A 21,865-nucleotide genomic window follows, 5' to 3' on the forward strand; every position below is an offset into this window, starting at 1 on the left:
AAAACTCTTATTTAAATTGCTTTAAGACTTTTAAGAAATTTTCTATTAAACAAGATTAGATTTTTCTGGATTACCTTTAAGAGATTATATCACAATTTAAAATGAGAACTTTATACCGCTCAAAAGTTTTTTTAAGATTAGTTTTACATATTCATTTTATTGAAATGAAATTATAGAGATTGGGCTTTCTTTTAAACATATTTTATTTGTTGTATTTATATAGGTTGTAATATTTATATGGATTATTTTTTGAAAAATTGATAATACCTAACATATGTAAAAATAAGTTTTTTCTCTAAAATATCAACGTGCAAAATTCAAATTTTTACTAAAATCATAAGAAGTATTTATTCAGTGAGCTGAAAAAAATTGATATAATCTATGTTATAGGTTGTATGATATTTATCATTTATATTCTCAAAATTATAATCGACTGAAATGTAGCTTTGTTATTTTTTGAGTAAGACTTTTCATAGGGTGCAGAATGAAGTGATACAAAATTTCATTAAAAGAGATTTAAATAATCTGTATATGTTATCTTTATAGGAAAATTTAAAAAAAATATGGCGATAAAATTACGTTTTTTGTCCTTTATGTATTGAATTTTCTCATGGGTGAAGCGTTTTTTATTCAAGATATGGATGATATTAAAAAAATATGGATGTAACTAATAGTGTTGATGAATTTTTTAACAAAATAAGCATATAGATATCTTAAAGTAGCTGGATGAGGTGATTTAAATGGTAGAATTAAAGGCACATACGGCTCTTTTAAGCTATCGGATGATTGGTTTTTTCTTATGTCCTGTTATTCCTTTTTATTTGTTCTTTCGTGCTATTCGTGGAAAAGAAGAGTGGTGTCGCAAAAAAGAGCGTTTAGGTAAAAGTTCTCATGTACGTCCCCAAGGTTCGTTAGTTTGGTTGCATGCAGCAAGTGTTGGAGAAACACTTGCACTTGTTCCACTTGTAAACTATATTTTATCATTAAAAATCAATGTATTAATGACAACTGGGACTGTAACATCTTCTACTCTTGTGAAAAAACATTTTGGTAATAGGTTGATTCATCAATATGCTCCTTTGGATTTAGATTTTGCAGTGCGCCGTTTTATTAGTCATTGGAAGCCTGATCTCGTCTTGATTTGTGAATCAGAAATTTGGCCCCTTCGTATTAAAGAACTTGCAAAAATGCGTATTCCGCAGATTTTGGTTAATGCCCATATGTCTGAACGTTCTTTTAAAGCTTGGCAAAAACGACGCGTTCTTGCCAAACATATTTTTAAGGATATTGATTTGGCGATTGGTCAAAACGAAAGAGATGTAGCTTATTACCATACACTTGGCGTAAAATCTGTTACGTTTTCTGGTAATCTCAAGGCTGATGTTTTTCTGGTTGAAAATCAAGCATTGCTTGCACGTTATCGTAATGCTATCGGCAATCGCCCAGTTTGGGCAGCTGTTTCAACGCATGAAGGGGAAGAGGAAATTGCTTTTGAGGTCCATAAGATTGTTAAAAATTATTTGCCAGATTTATTAACAATTATTGTGCCTCGTCATCCTGAACGTTCAGAAGATCTTATCAGAAAATGCGACAATAAGGGATTACGTTTTATTCGTAGGAGTAGAGATGCTGTTCCAAACATGAATACCGATATTTTATGGGGAGATACAATTGGAGAAATGGGTCTTTTTCTTCGCTTATCGAAAGTTTCTTTCGTTGGTAAGTCGTTATGTGGAAATGGTGGACACAATCCATTGGAATTGGCTTTGCTTGGTTCCGCTATTTTGACAGGGCCCCATGTTTCAAATTTTCAAGAGATGTTCGAACAATTTTTAACGCATGATGCAGCATATATGGTTCAAGATACAAAACAGCTTGCTATTCAGGTGTATAAGCTTTTAACAAATGAAACATTGCGACAAGAAATGGTTGATAAGGCTCATGAAGTGGCGACAAATATGGCAGGTGCACTTGAGCGCACATTAAAGATTTTAGATCCATTTTTACAACCCCTTGTAATACAAACAGGTTTACGTCAGCGTCAGGGTAGATATGCATATTAGCGCCCCCCATTTTTGGTGGAAAAATAAAAGCTTTTTGCGTTTTGTATTAGCTCCAGTTTCATGGGGGTATGGTTATTTTTCAAGTCGTTTTATGGCAAGACAGCCTCCCGTGATTGATTTGCCAGTTTTGTGTATTGGAAATTTTACATGTGGCGGTGCGGGTAAAACGCCGGTTGTTATTGCTTTTACCAAAGTGGCTAAAGAACTTGGTTTCGTACCTGGTGTTGTATCACGTGGTTATGGTGGATCAGTTAAAGGGGTACATCTTGTAAATGAGAAATATGATACTCCACACAATGTTGGAGATGAGGCACTTTTACTTGCACGGCATGCTTTGGTAGCTGTATCACCTAATCGTTATGCAGCGGCACAACGGCTGAAAAAAGAGGGATGTAATCTTATTTTAATGGATGACGGATTTCAAAGTCGCCGTCTTTATATGGATTATACGTTACTCGTTGTTGATGCGATGCGCGGTTTTGGTAATGGAGCTGTCTTTCCAGCAGGACCTTTGCGCGTACCATTAAAAACGCAATTTTCTTTTATGGATAGTGTTTTATTGGTTGGTCACTCCGATGCGCCTGATAATGTTGCTTTTCTTGTGTCTCGTACTGGAAAGCCTTTATATCGTGCTCATCTTAAAGCCAGTGCCTCTGATGAGGTTTCAGGAAAATCATTTTTGGCATTTGCTGGGATTGGCAATCCAGATAAATTTTTTAAATCTATTAAAGAATTGTCTGGTCATGTGGTGCAAACTTACATATATCCAGACCACTATTTTTTCACAGATGAAAATTTAAAAACCCTTATACAAAAGGCTAAAATGCACAATTTATGGCTAGCAACAACAGCTAAAGATTATACCCGTATACAGACAATTCACACGCAAAAAGATTTGAAAAATCTTATTGTCTTTGATGTGAATGTCGATTTTGTTCAAAAAGACTTCTGTCGCATAGTCCTTGAGGAGGTCATGACCCGCTTTAGAAAACGTTCCCTTGAGTTTTCTTGTCTAAGAGGCAAAGGCTAAATTTATAGCTTTCGAGGGTTTATTTTTCTTTTGTTTTTAACAATTGCTTGAGATATGGGTTGCACTCAAGTTCGCGCTTATAGGAGATTTCACAACTAGCATATGCTTCTTGGCGGTGATGATTCCAATATTTTAAATCATCTATAGGGATCTTTTGTCCGCTAACAGCACAAATGGTATAGGAACCATATTCTATAATGTCATATCCATTATTAGAATAATGAATTTTTGCTTCGCGTTCACTATCGGAAAACATTATAACTCCTTTTTACTGATACAAGAGATTCAGGAAAAGTGCCATAAGATATATTATAAAGTCGAGAGTTAATTTAAAAATATTTTTCTTGTCAAAATGGTTAAGAGTTTATTTTCTGCCAAAAAGCCGTTCTATATCTGCCAATTTGAGTTCAATATAAGTAGGGCGTCCATGATTACATGTACTTGTATTGGGTATTGCCTCCATTTGTCGCAACAGTGTGTTCATTTCTTCGGGGTGTAAAAGGCGCCCAGACCGTATTGAACCGTGACAAGCCATCGTTGCTGCAACATAATCAAGCATTGCTTTTAAATTGTTTGTTGTATCATATTCAGCGGCTTCATCTGCGAGATCTTTAATAAGGGCTTGGACGTTGATCTCTCCTAACATGGAAGGTGTTTCACGCACAACAATTGCTCCTGGTCCAAATGGTTCTATTCCTAATCCAAATTTTTGCAAAGCATCTTTGTGGGTTAAAAGGCATGTTGCATCCTCTTCAGAGAGTTCTACAATTTCAGGAATAAGTAATAACTGTGAAGGAAGCGGTTTGGAATAAAGTGCATTTTTGAGTGCTTCATAAACCAATCGTTCGTGAGCTGCATGCTGATCGACAATGATCAAACTATCTTGTGTTTGGGCGATAATATAGTTTTTATGGATTTGTGCTCTGGCCGCTCCTAATGGATAAGATAACTCTTCTGATGAAGATGTAGTGTTTGGAATGTATGCATCTCCACTTGGTATATTTAAGCCCTCCATAATAGGAGTAGCATCTTCTTTTAAACCAGAAGAACTAGTAATATCCAATGGTTTGTGAACCATTGAAGCGGTGGCAAAATGATGAGGCTGTGGGCTATAAGAAGAGGACTGGTACGTGTTCTTAAAATTGCCTAACGGTTGTTGTGCCAATGGTTTTTGTATTTGAAATGCAGCTAGCGTTGCTTCAGAATGGGTTGAAGTAGGACGAATACCAGATTGCTGTAATGCTTCACGAATAGCTCCAACGATCAAACCACGAATTAATCCTGGATCACGGAATCGTACATCAGCTTTGGCTGGATGTACATTAACATCTACCTCAGCAGGTGGGAGATCAATAAAGAGAATAGCGACAGGATAACGATCTCGTGTCATGACATCAGCATAAGCGCCTCGGATAGCGCCCCATAGAAATTTATCACGCACGGGACGCCCATTAACATAAGCAAATTGATGAAGGCTGTTATTTCGGTTGAAGGATGGCAAACAGGCAAAACCCGTTAAGCGCACTGCTTCGCGTTTAGCATTCAGTGCGATGCTATTAGGGGCGAATTCTTTTCCCATAATTTGCGTAATACGTTGCAATTGTCCTTGAATATTATTTTCTGTAGCGGACAGTTCCATAGATGTTCTGTCTAGTCCTGAAAGAGAAAAGCGGATATGTGGAAATGCGATAGCAATTCGCTTAATCATATCGCTAATAGCATTTGTTTCAGCCCGATCGGTTTTCATAAATTTTAATCGTGCCGGCGTGACAAAGAAAAGATCACGAACTTCAACAATTGTTCCAAGGTTTGCAGCAGCTGGTTTGGGTCCTACAATTTTTCCTGCAGTAACGGAAATTTCAGCAGCGCTCTCAGCATCTTTTGTTCGTGAAATGAGTTTAAGTTTAGCAACAGAACCAATAGAGGGGAGGGCTTCTCCTCTAAACCCAAGGAAGCAGATATTGTGTACGTCATCGGTAATCTTTGAGGTACAATGGCGAGAAACTGCTAAAGTTAACTGATCTGCAGGAATTCCATAACCATTATCACTCACCTTTATAAAATTTTTTCCACCATTTGCTGTAATAATTTCGATGCGTGTTGCACCAGCATCAATAGCGTTTTCAACAAGTTCTTTGACAACATTTGCTGGTCGTTCAATAACTTCACCAGCGGCGATTTGATTAATAATATTTTCGCTAAGATGGCGTATAATCATAATAAATTCTAACAGGAATCTTAAGGCTTCTATAAAAAATTATGATAACATCATTTGCGCGACATTCAAGAATAAGAGAGTATGGAAGGTATTATTTTTACAATACCTCCTATTTTATTTTATGTTAACAAATTGGTTGGAAAAAACAGAAAAAATAGTTTTTATCACCTTAAAATAGCTTGCACCAATTTATCATCTAGGTCAAAAAAGAAACAATGTAAAAAGGGAAGGCAATATATATGGCGCGTATAAGCGGTATTTTAGCAGATAGTGATATACAAGCTCTGATTGAGAATAACTTTCTCAAGGCTCAGTATCCATTTGATAGATCTCAAATACAACCAGCAAGCCTTGATCTTCGTTTAGGGGAGAAAGCTTATCGTATACGTGCTTCTTTTATGCCGGGTCCTAATACAAAAGTTTTGGATAAGCTTGAACGGTTAAAGTTGCATGAGTTTGACTTACGAGACGGAGCCGTTTTGGAAACGGGGTGTGTTTATATTGTTCCTCTTTTGGAAAGTTTAGCTTTACCAGAATTTTTATCTGCTGTTGCCAATCCCAAAAGTTCTACAGGCCGATTAGATATTTTTACGCGTGTCATTACGGATAACGCTCAGGAGTTTGATAAAATTTGTGCTGGTTATCATGGTCCACTTTATTTGGAAATTAGTCCACGCACATTTCCAATTTTGGTGCATAAAGGCTCACATTTATCACAGCTTCGGTTTAGAAAAGGGCAAAGTTATTTAAATGAAGTTGAGTTACACACTTTGCAAAAGCAAGAAACACTGATATCGGAGGATCTTCCTAATATTAGCGCTGGTGGTATTGGTCTTTCCATTAATTTAAAGGGAGACGAAAACGGGCTTATAGGTTATCGTGGTAAACATCATACAAGTGTTATTGATATTGATAAACGTGCTGTTGCCCACGTTTTAGATTTTTGGGAACCTCTTTTTGATCGTGGTCAAAGGGAGTTGGTTCTTGATCCTGATGAATTTTATATTTTAGTTTCACGAGAGTCTGTTCATGTGCCTCCGCTTTATGCCGCAGAAATGACTCCTTTTGATCCTTTAGTTGGTGAGTTTAGGGTGCATTATGCAGGCTTTTTTGATCCAGGATTTGGGCATGTGGAAGCGGGTGGAAAAGGAGCAAGAGCGGTTTTAGAAGTGCGGAGCCATGAAGTTCCTTTTATCTTAGAGCATGGTCAAATGATTGGCCGTTTGGTCTATGAGCATATGCTTAATCGACCATCAACCCTTTATGGACATGATGTTGGATCACATTATCAAGCACAGGGTTTAAAGTTGTCCAAGCATTTTAAATGAGTTGGAAACTACGAATTTTGATAACATGTATGCAGAAAGTGTATTTTGGATAAAAGAAAATTTTGTTCTTCGCAAAACCGGCGCCATTCATTCTATTTTTAGTTTCCAAAGTTATTGCATCCCTTGCATTTGAGAGGCATTTTTATTTCTTTTTTTCAAGAGGTTGTATCTATAGGAACTTCGTTTATGATGTGCAAAAGAATAGTTTTGATTATTTCATCATGAAAAAATCTAAAATGAAAGAATTTTACTATATTCAATATGTTATTCGTATTTATTGATTATAATAAATCAATAAATTACTAAAATTCAATATAACAGTAACGTATTTGCTTTTCAAAGTAAACATGCGAGATTGGATGCTGCTATTGCTCCATTTTTCTAGAGCTTGAATGACCAGTATATTTTATTTCGTATAAAAATTATCCTTAAGAGCCAATAAAGAAGTTTTGCACTACAGTTTATTAACAATTTTTTTAATAAAAATTGTTCTACTTTTAGTAACTCATTTATAGCTTCAAGATATAAAATATTGCTAGAAAATTATTCAATTCAATATGGAGAGCTTCTACTCGTATGAACGTTAAATTTTTTTTTATGCTTTATGTGAATTAGGCACTGTATATTTTTATAAAATTTCATGAAGTAAGTAACAAGTCTCAGTTTTGAGTATTGATATAAGAAGATTTCTGGATATATGCGACAGCTTTATTTCCAGTATTAATAAAGGATTTTTTTATCTTTTAGGGGAGATTATGGTTTATACTTAATGACTACAGGCTCTATATTATCTATATTCTTATAACCTATAATGTAAGGACCTGTGGAGGGAGAAACGACTTTAAATTATAACTAATTAAGCTGCGGAGCAATCGCTTTCGAAGAGGTGTTCGTTTAAAGAAAATATAACATTTCAATTGCACATGAACAATATATGAGTGGATACGTTATTAATGATACCCCATACTGTGAGATTTTAAATTTGGATAGGAGAAATAAAGACATTGTTTTTATCAATTAGTTTTTTTAGAAAGTTGCAATCTCTGTTGCTTCTATCTATTCAATAGAGCGTTTTGGGAGAATATCGAGTAGGAAGGTACACGGATTCGCTTTTATGCGTTTTAGGATATCTTCTCTTTTCATTTAGGAACAATGGTGCCATCAATGATTATTTCTTCAACACTTGATTATCGTAAGGCAGCAAAGCGTCGTCTTCCTCCCTTTCTTTTTCACTATATTGATGGTGGGGCTTATGCTGAAGAAACGATGCGACGTAACTGTAAAGATCTTCAAGCTCTTGCACTGCGTCAAAGGATTCTAAGGCAAGTTGGTGAAGTTGATCTTTCAATCAAGCTTTTTGATCAGACACTTGATTTACCGATTGTACTTGCACCTGTTGGGCTAACGGGCATGTATACACGTCGTGGAGAGGTAAAAGCAGCGCGTGCCGCAGCGGCAAAAGGGATTCCTTTTACTCTATCCTCTGTTTCAGTTTGTCCCATTGCGGAAGTGCAAGAAGCGGTTGGAGGTGCATTTTGGTTTCAACTTTATGTTCTCAAAGATCGCGGTTTCATGCGTGATGCACTAGAACGGGCTTGGTTAGCTGGTGTACGCACGTTGGTTTTTACAGTTGATATGCCAGTTCCTGGTGCGCGTTATCGTGATGCGCATTCGGGGATGTCTGGTCCTTATGCTGGATTACGTCGTTTTTTACAAGCGTTTACTCATCCATATTGGGCTTGGAACGTTGGTGTTATGGGGCGCCCCCATGATCTTGGAAATGTCTCCACTTATCTCAAAAAGAAAATTGCATTAGATGATTACGTTGGTTGGCTTGGTGCAAATTTTGATCCATCAATTGGTTGGCATGATTTACAATGGATTCGCGATTTTTGGAAAGGAAAAATGATTTTGAAAGGTATTCTTGATCCAGAAGATGCACGAGAAGCAGTAAAATTTGGTGCGGATGGTATTGTTGTTTCTAATCACGGCGGACGTCAGCTTGATGGTGTATTATCAACAACACGAGCGTTGCCTGCAATTGCGGATGCTGTAAAGGATCATTTGACTATTTTAGCGGACTCAGGTGTTCGTTCTGGTCTTGATGTTGTCCGCATGATAGCACAAGGTGCGGATGCTGTTATGATTGGCCGTGCTTTTGTTTATGCGCTTGCAGCAGCAGGTAAGAAAGGTGTTATGCATCTCCTTGATCTTTTTGCCAATGAAATGCGGGTAGCTATGACACTGACCGGTACTCAGACAATTAAAGATATTACACGCAAGAGTTTAGTAAATATAGATGTTTTTAAGCAATGAAAGCAATATTTTTACTGCTTTCAGAAAAAGAAAGTCTTTTTATAGAGGAGCATAATTATATATTTTACAAATATGTTGACAGTTAAAGTTAAATAGAAAAGATCAAAAAGCTCCTCTATAAAATCACATAAAATACTCAGTAACTAAAATAATACTCCGTAAATACAATAATATTTAACGCAAAAATCTTAATAATAATAAACACAAAAAAAACACTAATAACATTGCATACATCTTTTACTTATTTTATTAAAAGCTCATTCTATGGATAAAAAGGAACAAGCGCTGATATTAAAGGTAAAACAATTGTTGATATAGAAAAAATAGATATAAATAATGCTGCGAGCATTTTTCTCTCCTATATATAAAAATATAACATGTTAATTACTTCTTTCCCACATTATCATAAAACGTAAATTTATAAACTTCATTTAGTTTTATTTTAATATAGAACAATATTAATTATGGCATATAAATAAAATTATTAAAAATGTCAATATGTGTTTATTGTAATATATAATTATAATAAAAAATAGATCTAATAAATAATATTTCTATAATCTATATATTATTTATATTAATTTTATTGGGTAATTATTATATGGATATGATATTGTTTTTATGGAGTACATTTTTAAGCAATGAAAAAAATACCCATACAATCTTTAAAAAAGCTCGTTTACTGAGAGCAAGACTGCGTGAATTAATGTTTTTCTTTCTTATTTTCTTGCATCCTCAATGAGTTATGATGTTTTTGAACTGGCGAACATATTAGGAAGCAGTTAAATATTTTTTGTATAGTATGTCATTGCTAACACTGTTTATGCTTTCTCTATTGATTTCATAATTTGTTAAAAAAATCCAGTTTGTTTTTATTACAGATGGGGTCGTTAGGTATTCCTAATGATACAAATTGGCATAGAACGTTTTGTTCTATAAGGGATTTAACAATTGCATCTCTAGGCTTCTCCATTGATACTATGCTCTTCATAGACAACAACAGATTGGTGAGATTGGCATAACTCTAGCACAGATATATTATCTCAAAGTTGAATTGTTGGCACACTTGTAAACGTTGGGATAACTTTATGTTTTTTGAAGCTCTACAGCAATATCAAGACAAATCTGAACAGGTTCTTCAGTAGCAAGTAAGAGAACATCTTTCCCTTTTTTAAACAGAAGTTTTTCTGATATCAATTTTTGCAGCATTTTTGTGAATATTCATAACAGCGCGCTTTCCTAAACTTATATAAACGGGTACAGGATTACTCAGAGTGGAAAAAATTACAGTTTCCATTTGATCGAATTACTCTCATAAGTAATTGGATAATATTTACTTTATCGCTGAATAAAAAAGAAAATTTTTTCTTTCTTTAAATAGAGGATGTGTTGTCATCTAGCCAATAGGGATAGTTTGCGAGCAATTTGTTCGATGCAAGACAACTTAACATTGCAGTTACTTTTTATCACTTGAAGCTGTGAAAAGAAGGCTAAGATAGATAAAAGAATGTAAAAAATGAGGGATACATTTTAAAATAAAAAATTATAATTATGTTAATTCCACACCAGTTGCTGCTGATATTGGTAACAAAAGAAATTTGACTAAAAAAATTATCAAAATTATTGAGGACATTTCTAATAGCATGTAGACTAAATCTTTTTGTTGGTATGGGTGGGATTTTCTTTGAGCAGAAATTGATTCTATCCCCTGAAATTAGCAATAATCTCTCCGGTGATGTCGTAAACTTTTGGGGGATGTTACAACGTCACTATCGTCCTTTTATGAAAAATCTAGCATTTCAGATGAGTAGCTGTGAGGAGTTTCAACGTTTAATACAGTAAGACCCAACAACTCTCACGGATTTAGAATGGGCTTCAAGATTTTTATATTTACAGCGATTAAGTTTTGGAGGGAAGGTAAATCGTACGATGAGAGTTGGAATCCGTCGTAGCGCGTGGGTTTAAGTCTTTCCAATTTGAAGGCGTGCTAAAACTTATTTGCCTCTGTTTAGCAGGTGTTAGCATTGAACATTTAAACTGGTCTGATTTTATTGTGCGTTATGATCATCTAAAAAACTTGTTTTATCTTTCACCACTTTATTGTGGTTTTGAAGGTTATTCCAGAAAAGATTTTTATAAGCGGGAGAATTATCAGCTGATGTCTAAGCTGCTTGTATAAATAAAAGGGAGGTTTCTTTTGTCTTTAAACAATATGCTAGAAATTCAAAAAACTTTAGTTAATTTCATAAAAGAGATTACACCATCTTATACAGATTGCTCTTCAAATAATACAATTTCTGGTAAGGAATAGGGCACCACCAATTTTGATTTCTAAAAAAGAAACAATACGCATTAAAGAGTCTTTAAATTTGCGGACTTTTTGAGAATCCTTTCAGAATCTTTTGCAAAAAGTGAACTGATAGAAGATTTGCTATCAAAATATAGAAACTTTTCTAACAAATTACGAATAAATCTAAAAATATATATTACATATAAAAAACAGTATGATACGCTGGCAGACTGGGCTTTAGAAACAAGAATCAAAGTGTATAAAGATGCATAGAGGTGAGATTGGTATGGATCATTTTTATGATTCAATAAAAATTAAAGAAAAAATTCTATATCAAAAATTTAAGGTGGTTTAAAAGGTGGACGGGCAATGCATAGAAGGATGAACGAGAAGGTGAATTAGGTGAGGGAGATTTATAGATTATCAGCATCTTTTGTATAAAGTGTCTCCTCAAGGTAAATATTGTGATGAAGTAAGACAGTGGTTGAATGTTCAAAAAGATAATACACGCTCTTAATTTTTCCGTTATACACATCACAATAAACGCCGTGAAAGGCACGGTTCTGTTACAAACTTTCTCTAAAAGCAGCATATGAGTTTGCAAGATATTAGAGTGATGTTTTAAAAGAAGGTAATGGTCCCATTTTATTTCAGGAACAAGTTATCTTAAAACAGCAAAGCAATATTTTTCAAGAAACTGCAAAAGCGACTTTTGAAAGCAAAAAAGCAGAGTTAAAAAATAAAGGTAAAAACGGTTTCTGGTTTTCTCCACTAGAGTTGCATGTTATTTCCCACATAGGGAATTTACTGCAGAAAAATTAACAGCCAAGATCACTCACAATGTTTTTGCGCCACTTTAGCATGAAAAAGCAGATACCGTGCGGAACTATTTGTCTTATCTTCAACATCATTATTACAATTAGAAAGCTGAAACAACGTCATTCACAAATCACATAAAAGCTGTCCATTGTTCATTATACAATCCCGTGGATTGTTTTTCTTAAGCATGCCAAATCCTATTTTGTTGAAGACAGAACGTTGAGTATTATTAGTTCTTTGAACGACGACAGCAGTGCAATCCGTAAAATCTTTTCTCATCTTCTTTAGTAGGATAACAAAGATGCTCTTGGAATACATCAATAGACTCAATCACTTTATACAAATATAACCTTGTTGAATCCTTTCGCTTCAACTCAGACATCTCCGTCACTCTAATTAAATCCAATCGACCACCAGAGCGTTTTTATCCTTTAAGTTCTTTTACTTTTAATCTGAATATATCGACCTCTTTCAAATCTTTTCATTGATTAATCTTTCAGAGGAATTGTATCCTTAGCACTTTATTTTCCGTTTATGTCTCCAACCACATAGACCAGCACCTTGTTCATTATGTTTTAAATATTTCTCGCCAAATTTGGACTAATCACATTGATATCTTGTCGATTCAAATAAATTGGCAGCCATCCAATACAAGAAGTTTATTCATTCGTCGCGCAGCCAGTTAGAAAGCTTAGTACGCATAGCGGCATCAGTTTTCTTATTAATCTTCATTTTCTACCTTAAGCCGTGTTGTCCTATTTTGAAAGCTTCCTTTGTTTGCTTTTGCTTCTCAACTTGTTTCCCAAGAAAAAAGGCTTTCACTAAAGCTATAAGAAAAGTTGCTATGGTCACTGATGTCATTGTTAGATATTTTTTTATCCATAAGATCATAGGCGGTGTTCTTGAAAGCGTTTAGCAATGTATACCATAGCTGTACAAGCAGCTAAAACCATAATGCCTGCTAAAACCCATTGAATAGGACCATTTCCTGAAAAAAGCCCTCCAAGCCCTGAAAAAGAACCTATGATTGGTGCAAGAGCTTCTACTTTGCAAATACCTGTTACACCTTCTGATTCTACTACATGATAATTTGGAGCAACATGAGATCCTTTCGCCCATAATCCTGCTTCGGCTGCTCGGCGATTGACAAGACCTTGGATACGTTTTCCTCCTACTCTTGTCCATTTTTGTAATTCAGTTGGTACCACTTCATATGCACCTTTATTGAGCTTTTTTAAAAGTGTAGAATTGCAAAAGGCTGTTATTCCTACGTTATAGCAAAATGATACTAATGCCGCGAATTGTTCATTGTTTAAAGGAACGGTAACGGCTTTTTCAACAACGAGTTCACACTCTCTCAAATCCTGACAAAGGATTTTTTCAGCTTCTTTTTCCGTAATTTGCATGTCTTTGTGGACGCTTGGAGCACCAGCAGCATTTGTATGTCCATAACCAATTGTCCATACACCACCAGAATATTCATAAGCCGATAAACGTAAGCCTTCCAATTGCTTAATCAATGCAAGCCCTTCTTTTGATATTTTTCGCATTATTCTTACCTATAAAAAAACCTACACAAAGCAGGATATGAATCGAAAACTTACATCTACTCATTTTTAAGAACAGAACAGCGAAAGGGCATAATAAATTCAAAATCTCCATAGTGAGTTATGTTAAAATCCATATCGTTTTTTGAACAAATATTATGCTAAACACCATTCATTTTGCAGCAATTGATCTCCATCTCAAGATAATAACTTTATAATAGATCCATTTATAATCAGATAGATTTTACTCATAAATTCTTACAGTTGATCCAGAATGATTTAGAAGAACTTTACTTAAAAAACTTCAATAATCCTGATGAAAAAAAGCATTTTTTAACAAAAAAATAAGAGATATAATAAGTAATGAAATAATAGGTATTGATTTTCAAGTAATTGCATAACCCATAAATTACACCATAGAATTATTTTCATAAAAACAAAAAAACATTACAGTTGAATATTATAGATCTACAAATTATCTTAGAATCAACACGATATACACGTAACGTATTATACATATTTAATAAAAAAATCTATAGTGAATTTAACTATTATTTATTTTTTCCTCTAATTGCTTAATTTTCTTAAAAAATATCTTTATGAAGGATTTTAAATAAAATGTTATATAAAACATAATCGATATTTTCTCCCTCTCTAGTAGTCTGTTTCCAACTAAAACAATATAGTAATGGACCAATGATATTGGATAGTGTTGTAAAGAATATTGTATTGTAATAAACTTGAACGATGATTTCGGTTTCATATATTTTTTCCATATGAATAACGCTTTCGTCTTTTTCATATGAAGTGTTTTATGGGGCATTTGAGGCCAATGGTATCATCTTTGTCTAGTGATGTATTGGCTACGTTTCCAGAAGCGTCTTAAACAAATCAATCAAGCTATTGAAATCTTTTTAGAGGCAATAATACAAGAGATACAAAAGATTTTAACAAAAAGCCGCTTGAAGATATGGGAGGTTCTCTCCTCCTAGCATCTCCGCCCATTTACATAACATAAAAAAGAGAAAGGTAATGAGATGATATTTGATAATGGCGATAGATATGTAACAACCCGTGAATGTGTACAGCTTTTTAGTGTATCCACAACAACGATTCGCAATTGGGTGCTTCAGGGGGGTTGTTTCCGGAGCCATATAAGCTAGGGAGAGCGGTGAGGTGGAGAAAGAAAGAGATCTTAGCCTTTACTCCAGAGAAAAATACGGAGCAAATAACAACAGATTAGGTAAAATTGTATAAACGGTAGAAGGTGGTCTAAAAGGTGGTTTTCAAACAGATAATTAAATAAAAAATCTGGATGTTCTAATATGATAAAGAGAAAATGCGGTGCCGCATGCCGGATTCGAACCAGCGACCCCATCATTACGAATGATGTGCTCTACCAACTGAGCTAATGCGGCATAGGTTTGTAAATCAATGAGACAAAACTAATTTGAGGGTAATAGCTAAAAGTACGTATAAAAGCAAGAATGCATTTTTTCAATAATTTATAAAATATGATAATAATTTGCAGGAGAAGTATGTAAAAGTCAGAGGACAGTATTCTTTGATCTTAATACTATAAATGCTTTCCAATTTACGATAGCACTCAAATTAAGAAGCTAGGAATGTAGATCTTGAGGATGGAAAAAGGTGTCAAGATAACTTAGTAAAGATAAAAACATTTTCTGATTCTTAAGAAAGAAATTTGTTGAATAAGTGATTAGGAAAAAAAGATCATTATAAACCCTTTATAATGTGAAAATAAGATGAGTAGAATTAGTTGAAAAGTTACTTCTTATTTTTATGGGAAGAAAAAGGGGGAGGATTAATAAAATTAATCACGTTTTTTTATTTAAGATGGAGTAAGAATCATGTCGGATGAAGATCGGCTGATAGAACTAGAAATGAAGCTAGCTTACCAAGAAAAATTCATTGAGGAGCTTTCTCTAGTAGTAACTAATCAATGGAAAATTTTGGATGAGATATCTAAAAAAGTTGATGTTTTAGCGAGGCGATTTTCAGATTTAAAAGAACAGAGTGTTACTGAAGCTGTTGTTTTACCATTTTCTCAATAGGGAGAAGGTGCTTAAAAATTCTTCTGCTAATAGTCTCTTGGATTTTTTTAGATGTAATAGGGTGGATATCACAATGGGAGGAAGCTGCGAAATATTCTTTATTACAATTGCAATTATTTACAGATTAGTTTTTATTTAACGCATTTTGTTAGACTTGTAGAATAATTTTTATAAGCTTCTTCCTTAATTTCAAGAAGTTCTAATTTTATAAAGAGTGCTGATATTAGAAGACGTTTTTTATATGTGATTTCTAGTATTAAAATTAAGAAAAGTTTTTGTGGAGTATAGAGAAGTATCCATAAAAATATATGAACTTCAATATGTTAAGTTTTTTCTGTACAGAGTTTTCTATAGATGGGAGTTAGATTTATTCGCTACTTTTTTAAATTGATACAAATGAAGTGATGTTATCGTTATCTATAGAAATTATAAGTGAGCGCATATATTTATAATAAAGCGTTTTAATCCATTTTGATGATCAAGTGATTTGCAGTTGTTTTAATAGGGTGAGGTGCTCTAAGCGATATCGGTTGTGTATAGTATAAAGAGCTCTAGAAGTCTTTTTCAAGATTAAATGTATTCTTCGTTATATGTACATGACATTTTGTGAAAAGGTTTTTGTTTTTCGTAATTTAAGATATAAAATACTATTGCTAAAGCACCAAAGATAGACCATGCTGGTAAATAAGTGAGAGTAATGCAAATTGAAGATAGAAAATCAGGCATTACCTTGCATAGAGATTGGTTAAGGTGATAGACATCTGTTTGCAGAAGGTTTGTTAAAATTTTATTAAAGGGGGTTGTTGTCCAATGTGATGTGATTACAGAGTGTGCGTTATCAATGACCAATGCTATAATAGTTAGTGTAACGAAAATGAAGGACATTAATTTAAATAAATGGTGGAGCATATTTTTTCTTAAAACTTCAACGGGGCATATATATAATGCACAAAAAAATAAGGGGTTGCATTATGATAAGAAAATAATTTTACGTTTGTTTTGTGTTTTTTGAAAAAGGTGCCTGATTTTTCGATAAAAGTTGAAGTTAGGTTCAACAAAAGTAATGAGGCATGATGTCTGAAAAAAAGCACAATGAATTGAAGCGTAGCCTTCAAAATCGCCATATTCAAATGATTGCTTTGGGTGGCGTTATTGGGACAGGACTTTTTTATGGGTCAACCGAGGCAATTCAATTAGCTGGTCCCTCAGTCATTTTATCTTATCTTGTCGGCGGGCTTATTATGTATTTCATTATGCGAATGCTTGGTGAAATGTCAGTAGAAGAGCCGTCTTCAGGAGCATTTAGTTTTTTTGCTTATAAATATTGGGGGAGATTAGCTGGTTTCATAACAGGTTGGAATTATTGGTTTCTTTATATTCTTGTGAGCATGGCTGAACTTACAGTGATAGGTTTTTATCTTGATCATTGGATTTTGATTGATCATTGGAAAGCATCTTTCATTGTTCTTTTATTTGTTACATTCATTAACTTGTTTAATGTTCGTTTTTATGGAGAATTTGAATTTGCTTGCGCTTTGATCAAAGTGGCTGCTGTTATTGGTATGATTATTTTGGGAATTTTTCTCATTGTCACTGAACTAGGGGAAAATCAAGCGAATATTCATTATCTTTGGGACCATGGCGGTTTTTTCCCTTATGGAGCAGTAGGGGTTGTTTTAGCGACTTCTGTAGTAATGTTTTCCTTTGGAGGAACAGAGCTTATTGGTATTGCTGCTGGAGAGGCATCTGATCCACAAAAAACAATTCCAGCGGCTATCCGTCAAGTTATGTGGAGGATTATAATTTTTTATATTGGTTCTATCAGCGTTATTATGATAATCAGCCCTTGGAATATGATTGGAAAAAATGGCAGTCCTTTTGTTACAATTTTCGAGACTATAGGAATTCCTGCTGCTGGTCATATTTTGAATTTTGTGGTGATTATGGCTGCTATTTCTGTTTACAATAGTGGCATTTATTCTAATGGACGTATGCTTTATAGTTTAGCTGTACAAAAAAATGCACCACATATTTTTAGTAAACTGAGTGCTGCTCGTGTTCCTTATATTGCTATCCTTTTTTCATCATTCTGTACGGTGTTGATTGTCGTTTTTAATGCTCTTGTTCCTGATAATAGTTTCATGCGGATCATGGCTCTTGCAACTGCAGCAGCAGTGATTACTTGGGCTATTATTGTTATTGTTCATTTGAAATTTCGCAATGCACATAAGAACAGAAAAGGCAACTTTACTTATGCGTTTGGTTTATATCCTTACGCTAACTATCTTTGTCTCTGCTTTCTTGCTTTATTATTTTGCATTATGTTTATCAGTGGTTTTGGGCAAAATGGATTGATGACTCGACTTTTTGATATGATAGGAATAAGCGTGCCTTTTCTTGAAACATATATTCCTGTACAGATGCCTGATATGAGTTTGGCAGTCATTATTATTCCTCTATGGTGCTTATTATTACTTTTAGGTTATAAACTGAGACGATAGAGAAAGAAGAGCTAATAAAACGGATTGATTGGAATAAATCTTGGGGACTATAAAATTTGATGAGGTAACACAAGTTTTTGGTGATTTGTGTGTTTTAAGGAATATTACTGTACAGCTTACCGAAAAACGAATTGCTGTTATAGGTGCGAATGGTTCTGGAAAAAGTACATTTGTTCGTCTTATTAATGGACTCCAATTACCATCTCACGGTTTTGTAAGCGTTGATGGGCTTGATACCAAGCGCGATGCAAAAGCAGTAAAGCGTAAAGTTGGATTTGTATTTCAGAATCCCGATAATCAGATTGTTTTACCATTAGTTGAAGAGGACTTATCATTTGGTCTCAAAAATTTAAAGCTTAGTAAAGATGAAATTAAGGAGCGTGTAGATGAAATTTTACAGCGCTACGAACTTCAAGACTTCAGAAATCACGCTGTCCATTTATTAAGTGGTGGGCAAAAACAACTTGTTGCTATTTCCGGTGTAGTTGCAATGAAACCAGACTACATTATTTTTGATGAGCCGACGACATTACTTGATTTGCGAAATAAGCATCGCGTTACGCAAGTGATAGAAGAATTACCACAAACGGCAATAGTTGTATCGCATGATTTGGAGTTTTTGAAAAAGTTTGATAGAGTGCTGGTTTTTGATAAGGGGGAGATAGCAATTGATGATGTACCTTTTGTTGCTATCAAGGAGTATATAAGAAGAATGTCATGATCGGTTTATATATTCCAAGGGATACGTTTATTCATAGGTTAAGTCCTGGAGTTAAGTTATTATTTCTTGCGGCGTGTGGAACTTTTATAATAATGGTTTCTTCCATAGCGCTTCTTGGGTTATTTTTGTTGTTGGTCATCTTATTCTATAGAGTCGCCAAGGTCCCTCTCAAAACTGCGATAAAGCAATTTAAATCGATGGGATTGCTTTTGGTTCTTCTATTTGTATTTCAAACTATTTTTAGCGGTTGGCTTACGGGGGTTGAGGTCATATTACGTCTTGTTATCCTCTTTTCTTTATCATCACTTGTTTCATTCACAACAAAAGTTTCAGATATGGTGGATGCAATTGAAGTCTGGCTTCAGCCTTTTTGCTGTTTTGGTATAAATCCATCAAAAGTGAGTATGGTTATTTCTATGGCGATCAGGTTTATTCCTCTTTTGAGTGAAAAGTTTAATGAGGTACATGAAGCACAGCAAGCACGGGGACTTAATACTAACATTGTCGCTCTTGCGATACCTTTAATTATACGAACCATAAGAATGGCTTCAGAAGTGGCTGAAGCATTGGAAGCGCGTTCTTATGATGCTGATACCATTGATACAGCATCTCATAATAATCAAAGTTTTTTATAGTGAAAGAAGAATCAAATGAATACAAAAGATTTAGTTTATATTGCTTTATTTGCCGCTATTTATGCTATTTTAGGACTTTTCCCTTCTATTTATCTTCCTTTTCTTCTAGGGGTACCTATTACAGCTCAATCGATGGGACCGATGCTAGCAGGGTCTATTCTTGGGGCAAAAAGGGGTGCTTTAGCATCACTCCTTTTTCTTGTTCTTGTTGCGATTGGATTACCTCTGTTGCCTGGTGGTCGTGGTGGAATCAGTGTCTTTTCAGGGATTGCAAGTGGTTACTTAATAGGTTTTCCATTTGCTGCATTTTTTATTGGTTTAATGGTAGAATTGTTTTGGCAGCGGTTAAATTTTATAACATTATTTGTGATAAATACTGTTGGTGGCATTGGGATAGTTTATTCTTTTGGTGTTCCATGGACAGCGTATATGACCAAAGTCTCTTTACTGAAGGTTTTAATGGCTTCATCAGGTTTTTTGATAGGCGATTGTTTAAAAGTGTTGATTGCATCCTTTGTTGCACTCGCGATTAAAAGATCTGTTCCTCTCATTCATTCAAAGCATAATAAGAACAAGCTAAAATGAATGTATTATTTTGTTACGCTGTTATTATATAATATTCATGTATCACAATAATTTTACTGAATTTAACCATAGTAATCTATGATGTAATTAAACATTGTAGAATCTAATATGATTTATATAAGTGATATTATTAAAATAAATTATTATAATATTTTTCTCTATATCTAAGGCATTTAAAGTGTACTTTTATAAATCTGATACTTTTTATTAATATAGAACATTAACGAAATATTTTCCATAGTGAAGGAATAATTCAGTGAATACAAAAGACTTAGTTTATATTGCTTTATTTGCCGCTATTTACGCTGTTTTGAGTCTTTTCCCTCCTATTTATCTTCCTTTTTTACTGGGTGTCCCTATTACAGCTCAGTCTATGGCTCCGATGTTAGCAGGCTCTATACTTGGAGCGAAAAGGGGAGCTTTAGCATCACTTCTTTTCCTTATTCTTGTTGCGATTGGATTACCTCTATTGCCTGGTGGTCGTGGTGGAATTAGTGTTTTTTCAGGAGTTACGAGTGGTTATCTGATTAGTTTTCCATTTGCTGCATTTTTTATTGGCTTTATGGTAGAATTGTTTTGGCAGCGGTTAAATTTCATAATATTATTTCTGATAAATACTGTGTGCGGTATTGGGATAGTCTATTCTTTTGGAATACCATGGGTAGCTTATATGACTCAGGTTCCTTTGCTAACAGTTTTAATAAGTTCATTAGGTTTTTTGGCTGGTGGTTTCTTGAAAGTGCTGATTGCATCCTTTGTAGCGTTGACTATTAAGAAAATCGTTCCTCTCATTCATCCGGAAAAGGGGTAGTTCTGTACTGAAGAATAATTTTTGCCAAATGTATGTGGATTAAAAATCACCACAGAATACCATTCTGTTTTGTCTACTTTATGTCATGTTTCCATTGGGCGATTCTGAATATTACGCTAGCAATTTTTATGAATTCCTTTGCAAAAGAATTAAAGAGCACGCACGGTAATGACGATGCAAACCAAAGATGTCACGGAGATTTTAAAAAGACTGGGCTGGGAGCCTTATCGTGATAACGTGGGGGATACTTTTGCGCATTATCATCTTCCCGATCGCATTGTCGGTATTGGGTATGGTGTAAAAAATTATGGAGAGAGTGGCAAAGAGTTTTTGCTTTCGGCTGATCTCACCACCGCTGCTTATTGTCTTGGCTGGGAATATTCTAGAGGTGAAAAATCACAGCGTAAATATGGAGATGTGCTGTTTTACGCGAAGGAGGATTTTAATGTTAAAGCTCCGGATCTTTCCGAAAGCCATATCACAACCGCTTTAAACAAAGTGATTGCATGGGCGCAAGCACAGGATATTGAAAAAAAGTTGTGCGAGGAAGCTGCTGATCATTCTGCCGTTGCACAAGCATTACTTGGTGATATGGAGGCTTTAAGGAGTGATAGATCTACTCCAAAACTATCTGTGCCAGAATTTGCAGATTATAAAACAATGACATCGGATGATCGCCTGCTTTTTTTTGCGCAAGCCTATAAAAATGGGGAGTTGGATGATATTCTAACGCGCAAAAAAACCAAACAGCGCTCGATAAGCCTCACAGCAGCAATGCGCGTTCTCAAAACACAAGGGTGGTTTTCTACGGAGCCTGGAAAAATGTGGTTGATTTTGCCCGACCGCTTCATTCAATTTGATTTTGGTTTTATACGTCTCCATGACAATTACAATGTCCGTATTGAAGCTGAAATATCTAATGAAAT

At 34.6% G+C, this 21,865-nt stretch carries 16 protein-coding genes, 1 tRNA gene and 3 pseudogenes; 14 read left to right on the forward strand and 6 right to left on the reverse strand.

Annotated features, from left to right (window positions below; all coding sequences use genetic code 11):
* Positions 1-740 precede the first annotated feature (740 nt).
* Both waaA and lpxK read left to right on the forward strand, forming a co-directional pair.
* A complete protein-coding gene (gene waaA, locus ACFIKH_RS03380) occupies positions 741-2,063 on the forward strand; it encodes a lipid IV(A) 3-deoxy-D-manno-octulosonic acid transferase (protein ID WP_375626839.1) in 1,323 nt (440 codons plus the stop codon).
* Positions 2,053-3,093, forward strand: coding sequence for a tetraacyldisaccharide 4'-kinase (gene lpxK, locus ACFIKH_RS03385; RefSeq protein WP_375670993.1), 1,041 nt, complete (start codon positions 2,053-2,055; stop codon positions 3,091-3,093). The genes waaA and lpxK overlap by 11 nt, the downstream gene beginning before the upstream one ends.
* Positions 3,094-3,112: 19 nt before the next feature.
* Here the strand turns inward: lpxK and ACFIKH_RS03390 are convergent, their stop codons facing one another.
* Positions 3,113-3,349, reverse strand: a complete 237-nt coding sequence (locus ACFIKH_RS03390) for a DUF2093 domain-containing protein (protein WP_375625714.1) — start codon at positions 3,347-3,349, stop codon at positions 3,113-3,115.
* A gap of 108 nt (positions 3,350-3,457) precedes the next feature.
* Positions 3,458-5,311, reverse strand: a complete 1,854-nt coding sequence (mutL, locus tag ACFIKH_RS03395) for a DNA mismatch repair endonuclease MutL (protein ID WP_375670995.1) — start codon at positions 5,309-5,311, stop codon at positions 3,458-3,460.
* 239 nt (positions 5,312-5,550) lie between these two features.
* Here mutL and ACFIKH_RS03400 point away from each other — a divergent pair, with 239 nt between their 5' ends.
* Together ACFIKH_RS03400 and lldD are read left to right on the forward strand one after the other, a co-directional pair.
* A complete protein-coding gene (locus ACFIKH_RS03400; RefSeq protein WP_375625718.1) occupies positions 5,551-6,639 on the forward strand; it encodes a 2'-deoxycytidine 5'-triphosphate deaminase in 1,089 nt (362 codons plus the stop codon).
* A gap of 1,164 nt (positions 6,640-7,803) precedes the next feature.
* Positions 7,804-8,955, forward strand: a complete 1,152-nt coding sequence (lldD, locus tag ACFIKH_RS03405) for an FMN-dependent L-lactate dehydrogenase LldD (RefSeq protein WP_375626848.1) — start codon at positions 7,804-7,806, stop codon at positions 8,953-8,955.
* Positions 8,956-10,126: 1,171 nt separating this feature from the next.
* Here lldD and ACFIKH_RS03410 read toward each other — a convergent pair.
* Complete coding sequence (locus ACFIKH_RS03410) at positions 10,127-10,252, reverse strand: hypothetical protein (protein WP_375670997.1); 126 nt, start codon at positions 10,250-10,252, stop codon at positions 10,127-10,129.
* A gap of 1,395 nt (positions 10,253-11,647) precedes the next feature.
* On the opposite strand from ACFIKH_RS03410, the pseudogene ACFIKH_RS03415 reads away from it, so the two are divergent.
* Positions 11,648-12,102: pseudogene (locus ACFIKH_RS03415) on the forward strand (integrase); the annotation flags it as partial.
* 849 nt (positions 12,103-12,951) lie between these two features.
* On the opposite strand, the gene ACFIKH_RS03420 reads toward ACFIKH_RS03415, so the two are convergent.
* Entirely contained in the window at positions 12,952-13,614 is a 663-nt protein-coding gene (locus tag ACFIKH_RS03420; protein WP_375670999.1) for a lysozyme, read from the reverse strand.
* A 1,034-nt stretch (positions 13,615-14,648) separates the two neighbouring features.
* On the opposite strand from ACFIKH_RS03420, the pseudogene ACFIKH_RS03425 reads away from it, so the two are divergent.
* Positions 14,649-14,854: pseudogene (locus ACFIKH_RS03425) on the forward strand (helix-turn-helix transcriptional regulator).
* A 102-nt stretch (positions 14,855-14,956) separates the two neighbouring features.
* Here the strand turns inward: ACFIKH_RS03425 and ACFIKH_RS03430 are convergent.
* Positions 14,957-15,029: transfer RNA gene (locus ACFIKH_RS03430), tRNA-Thr, on the reverse strand.
* 453 nt (positions 15,030-15,482) lie between these two features.
* On the opposite strand from ACFIKH_RS03430, the gene ACFIKH_RS03435 reads away from it, so the two are divergent.
* Positions 15,483-15,686 carry a SlyX family protein gene (locus ACFIKH_RS03435; RefSeq protein ID WP_375626827.1) on the forward strand — a complete coding sequence of 68 codons (204 nt, stop codon included), beginning with the start codon at positions 15,483-15,485 and terminating at the stop codon, positions 15,684-15,686.
* Between the two features lie 570 nt (positions 15,687-16,256).
* Here ACFIKH_RS03435 and ACFIKH_RS03440 read toward each other — a convergent pair.
* Positions 16,257-16,595 (reverse strand): hypothetical protein, encoded by a 339-nt coding sequence (locus ACFIKH_RS03440; protein WP_375626851.1) that lies wholly within the window; start codon positions 16,593-16,595, stop codon positions 16,257-16,259.
* Positions 16,596-16,759: 164 nt separating this feature from the next.
* Between ACFIKH_RS03440 and ACFIKH_RS03445 the strand changes: the two genes are divergently transcribed.
* The 7 genes and pseudogenes from ACFIKH_RS03445 to ACFIKH_RS03475 form a co-directional block, all read left to right on the forward strand.
* Positions 16,760-18,187 (forward strand): amino acid permease, encoded by a 1,428-nt coding sequence (locus ACFIKH_RS03445; protein ID WP_375626823.1) that lies wholly within the window; start codon positions 16,760-16,762, stop codon positions 18,185-18,187.
* Between the two features lie 40 nt (positions 18,188-18,227).
* The gene (locus tag ACFIKH_RS03450) at positions 18,228-18,908 is read left to right on the forward strand and encodes an energy-coupling factor ABC transporter ATP-binding protein (protein ID WP_012754688.1); all 681 of its coding nucleotides are present in this window, start codon (positions 18,228-18,230) and stop codon (positions 18,906-18,908) included.
* Entirely contained in the window at positions 18,905-19,543 is a 639-nt protein-coding gene (locus tag ACFIKH_RS03455) for an energy-coupling factor transporter transmembrane component T family protein (RefSeq protein WP_375651818.1), read from the forward strand. Before ACFIKH_RS03450 ends, ACFIKH_RS03455 begins: the two co-directional genes overlap by 4 nt.
* Before the next feature lie 15 nt (positions 19,544-19,558).
* Positions 19,559-20,128, forward strand: coding sequence for a biotin transporter BioY (locus tag ACFIKH_RS03460; RefSeq protein ID WP_375626819.1), 570 nt, complete (start codon positions 19,559-19,561; stop codon positions 20,126-20,128).
* A 256-nt stretch (positions 20,129-20,384) separates the two neighbouring features.
* Entirely contained in the window at positions 20,385-20,939 is a 555-nt protein-coding gene (locus tag ACFIKH_RS03465; protein ID WP_375651819.1) for a biotin transporter BioY, read from the forward strand.
* Between the two features lie 70 nt (positions 20,940-21,009).
* Positions 21,010-21,108, forward strand: a pseudogene (locus tag ACFIKH_RS03470) (SMI1/KNR4 family protein); the annotation flags it as partial.
* Between the two features lie 5 nt (positions 21,109-21,113).
* Positions 21,114-21,865: DUF6990 domain-containing protein (locus ACFIKH_RS03475; RefSeq protein WP_375671002.1), on the forward strand; the 752-nt coding region annotated here is incomplete at its 3' end.

The sequence above is a fragment of the Bartonella sp. SD1336NMGDW genome (assembly GCF_042193565.1).
Lineage (GTDB): Bacteria > Pseudomonadota > Alphaproteobacteria > Rhizobiales > Rhizobiaceae > Bartonella > Bartonella grahamii.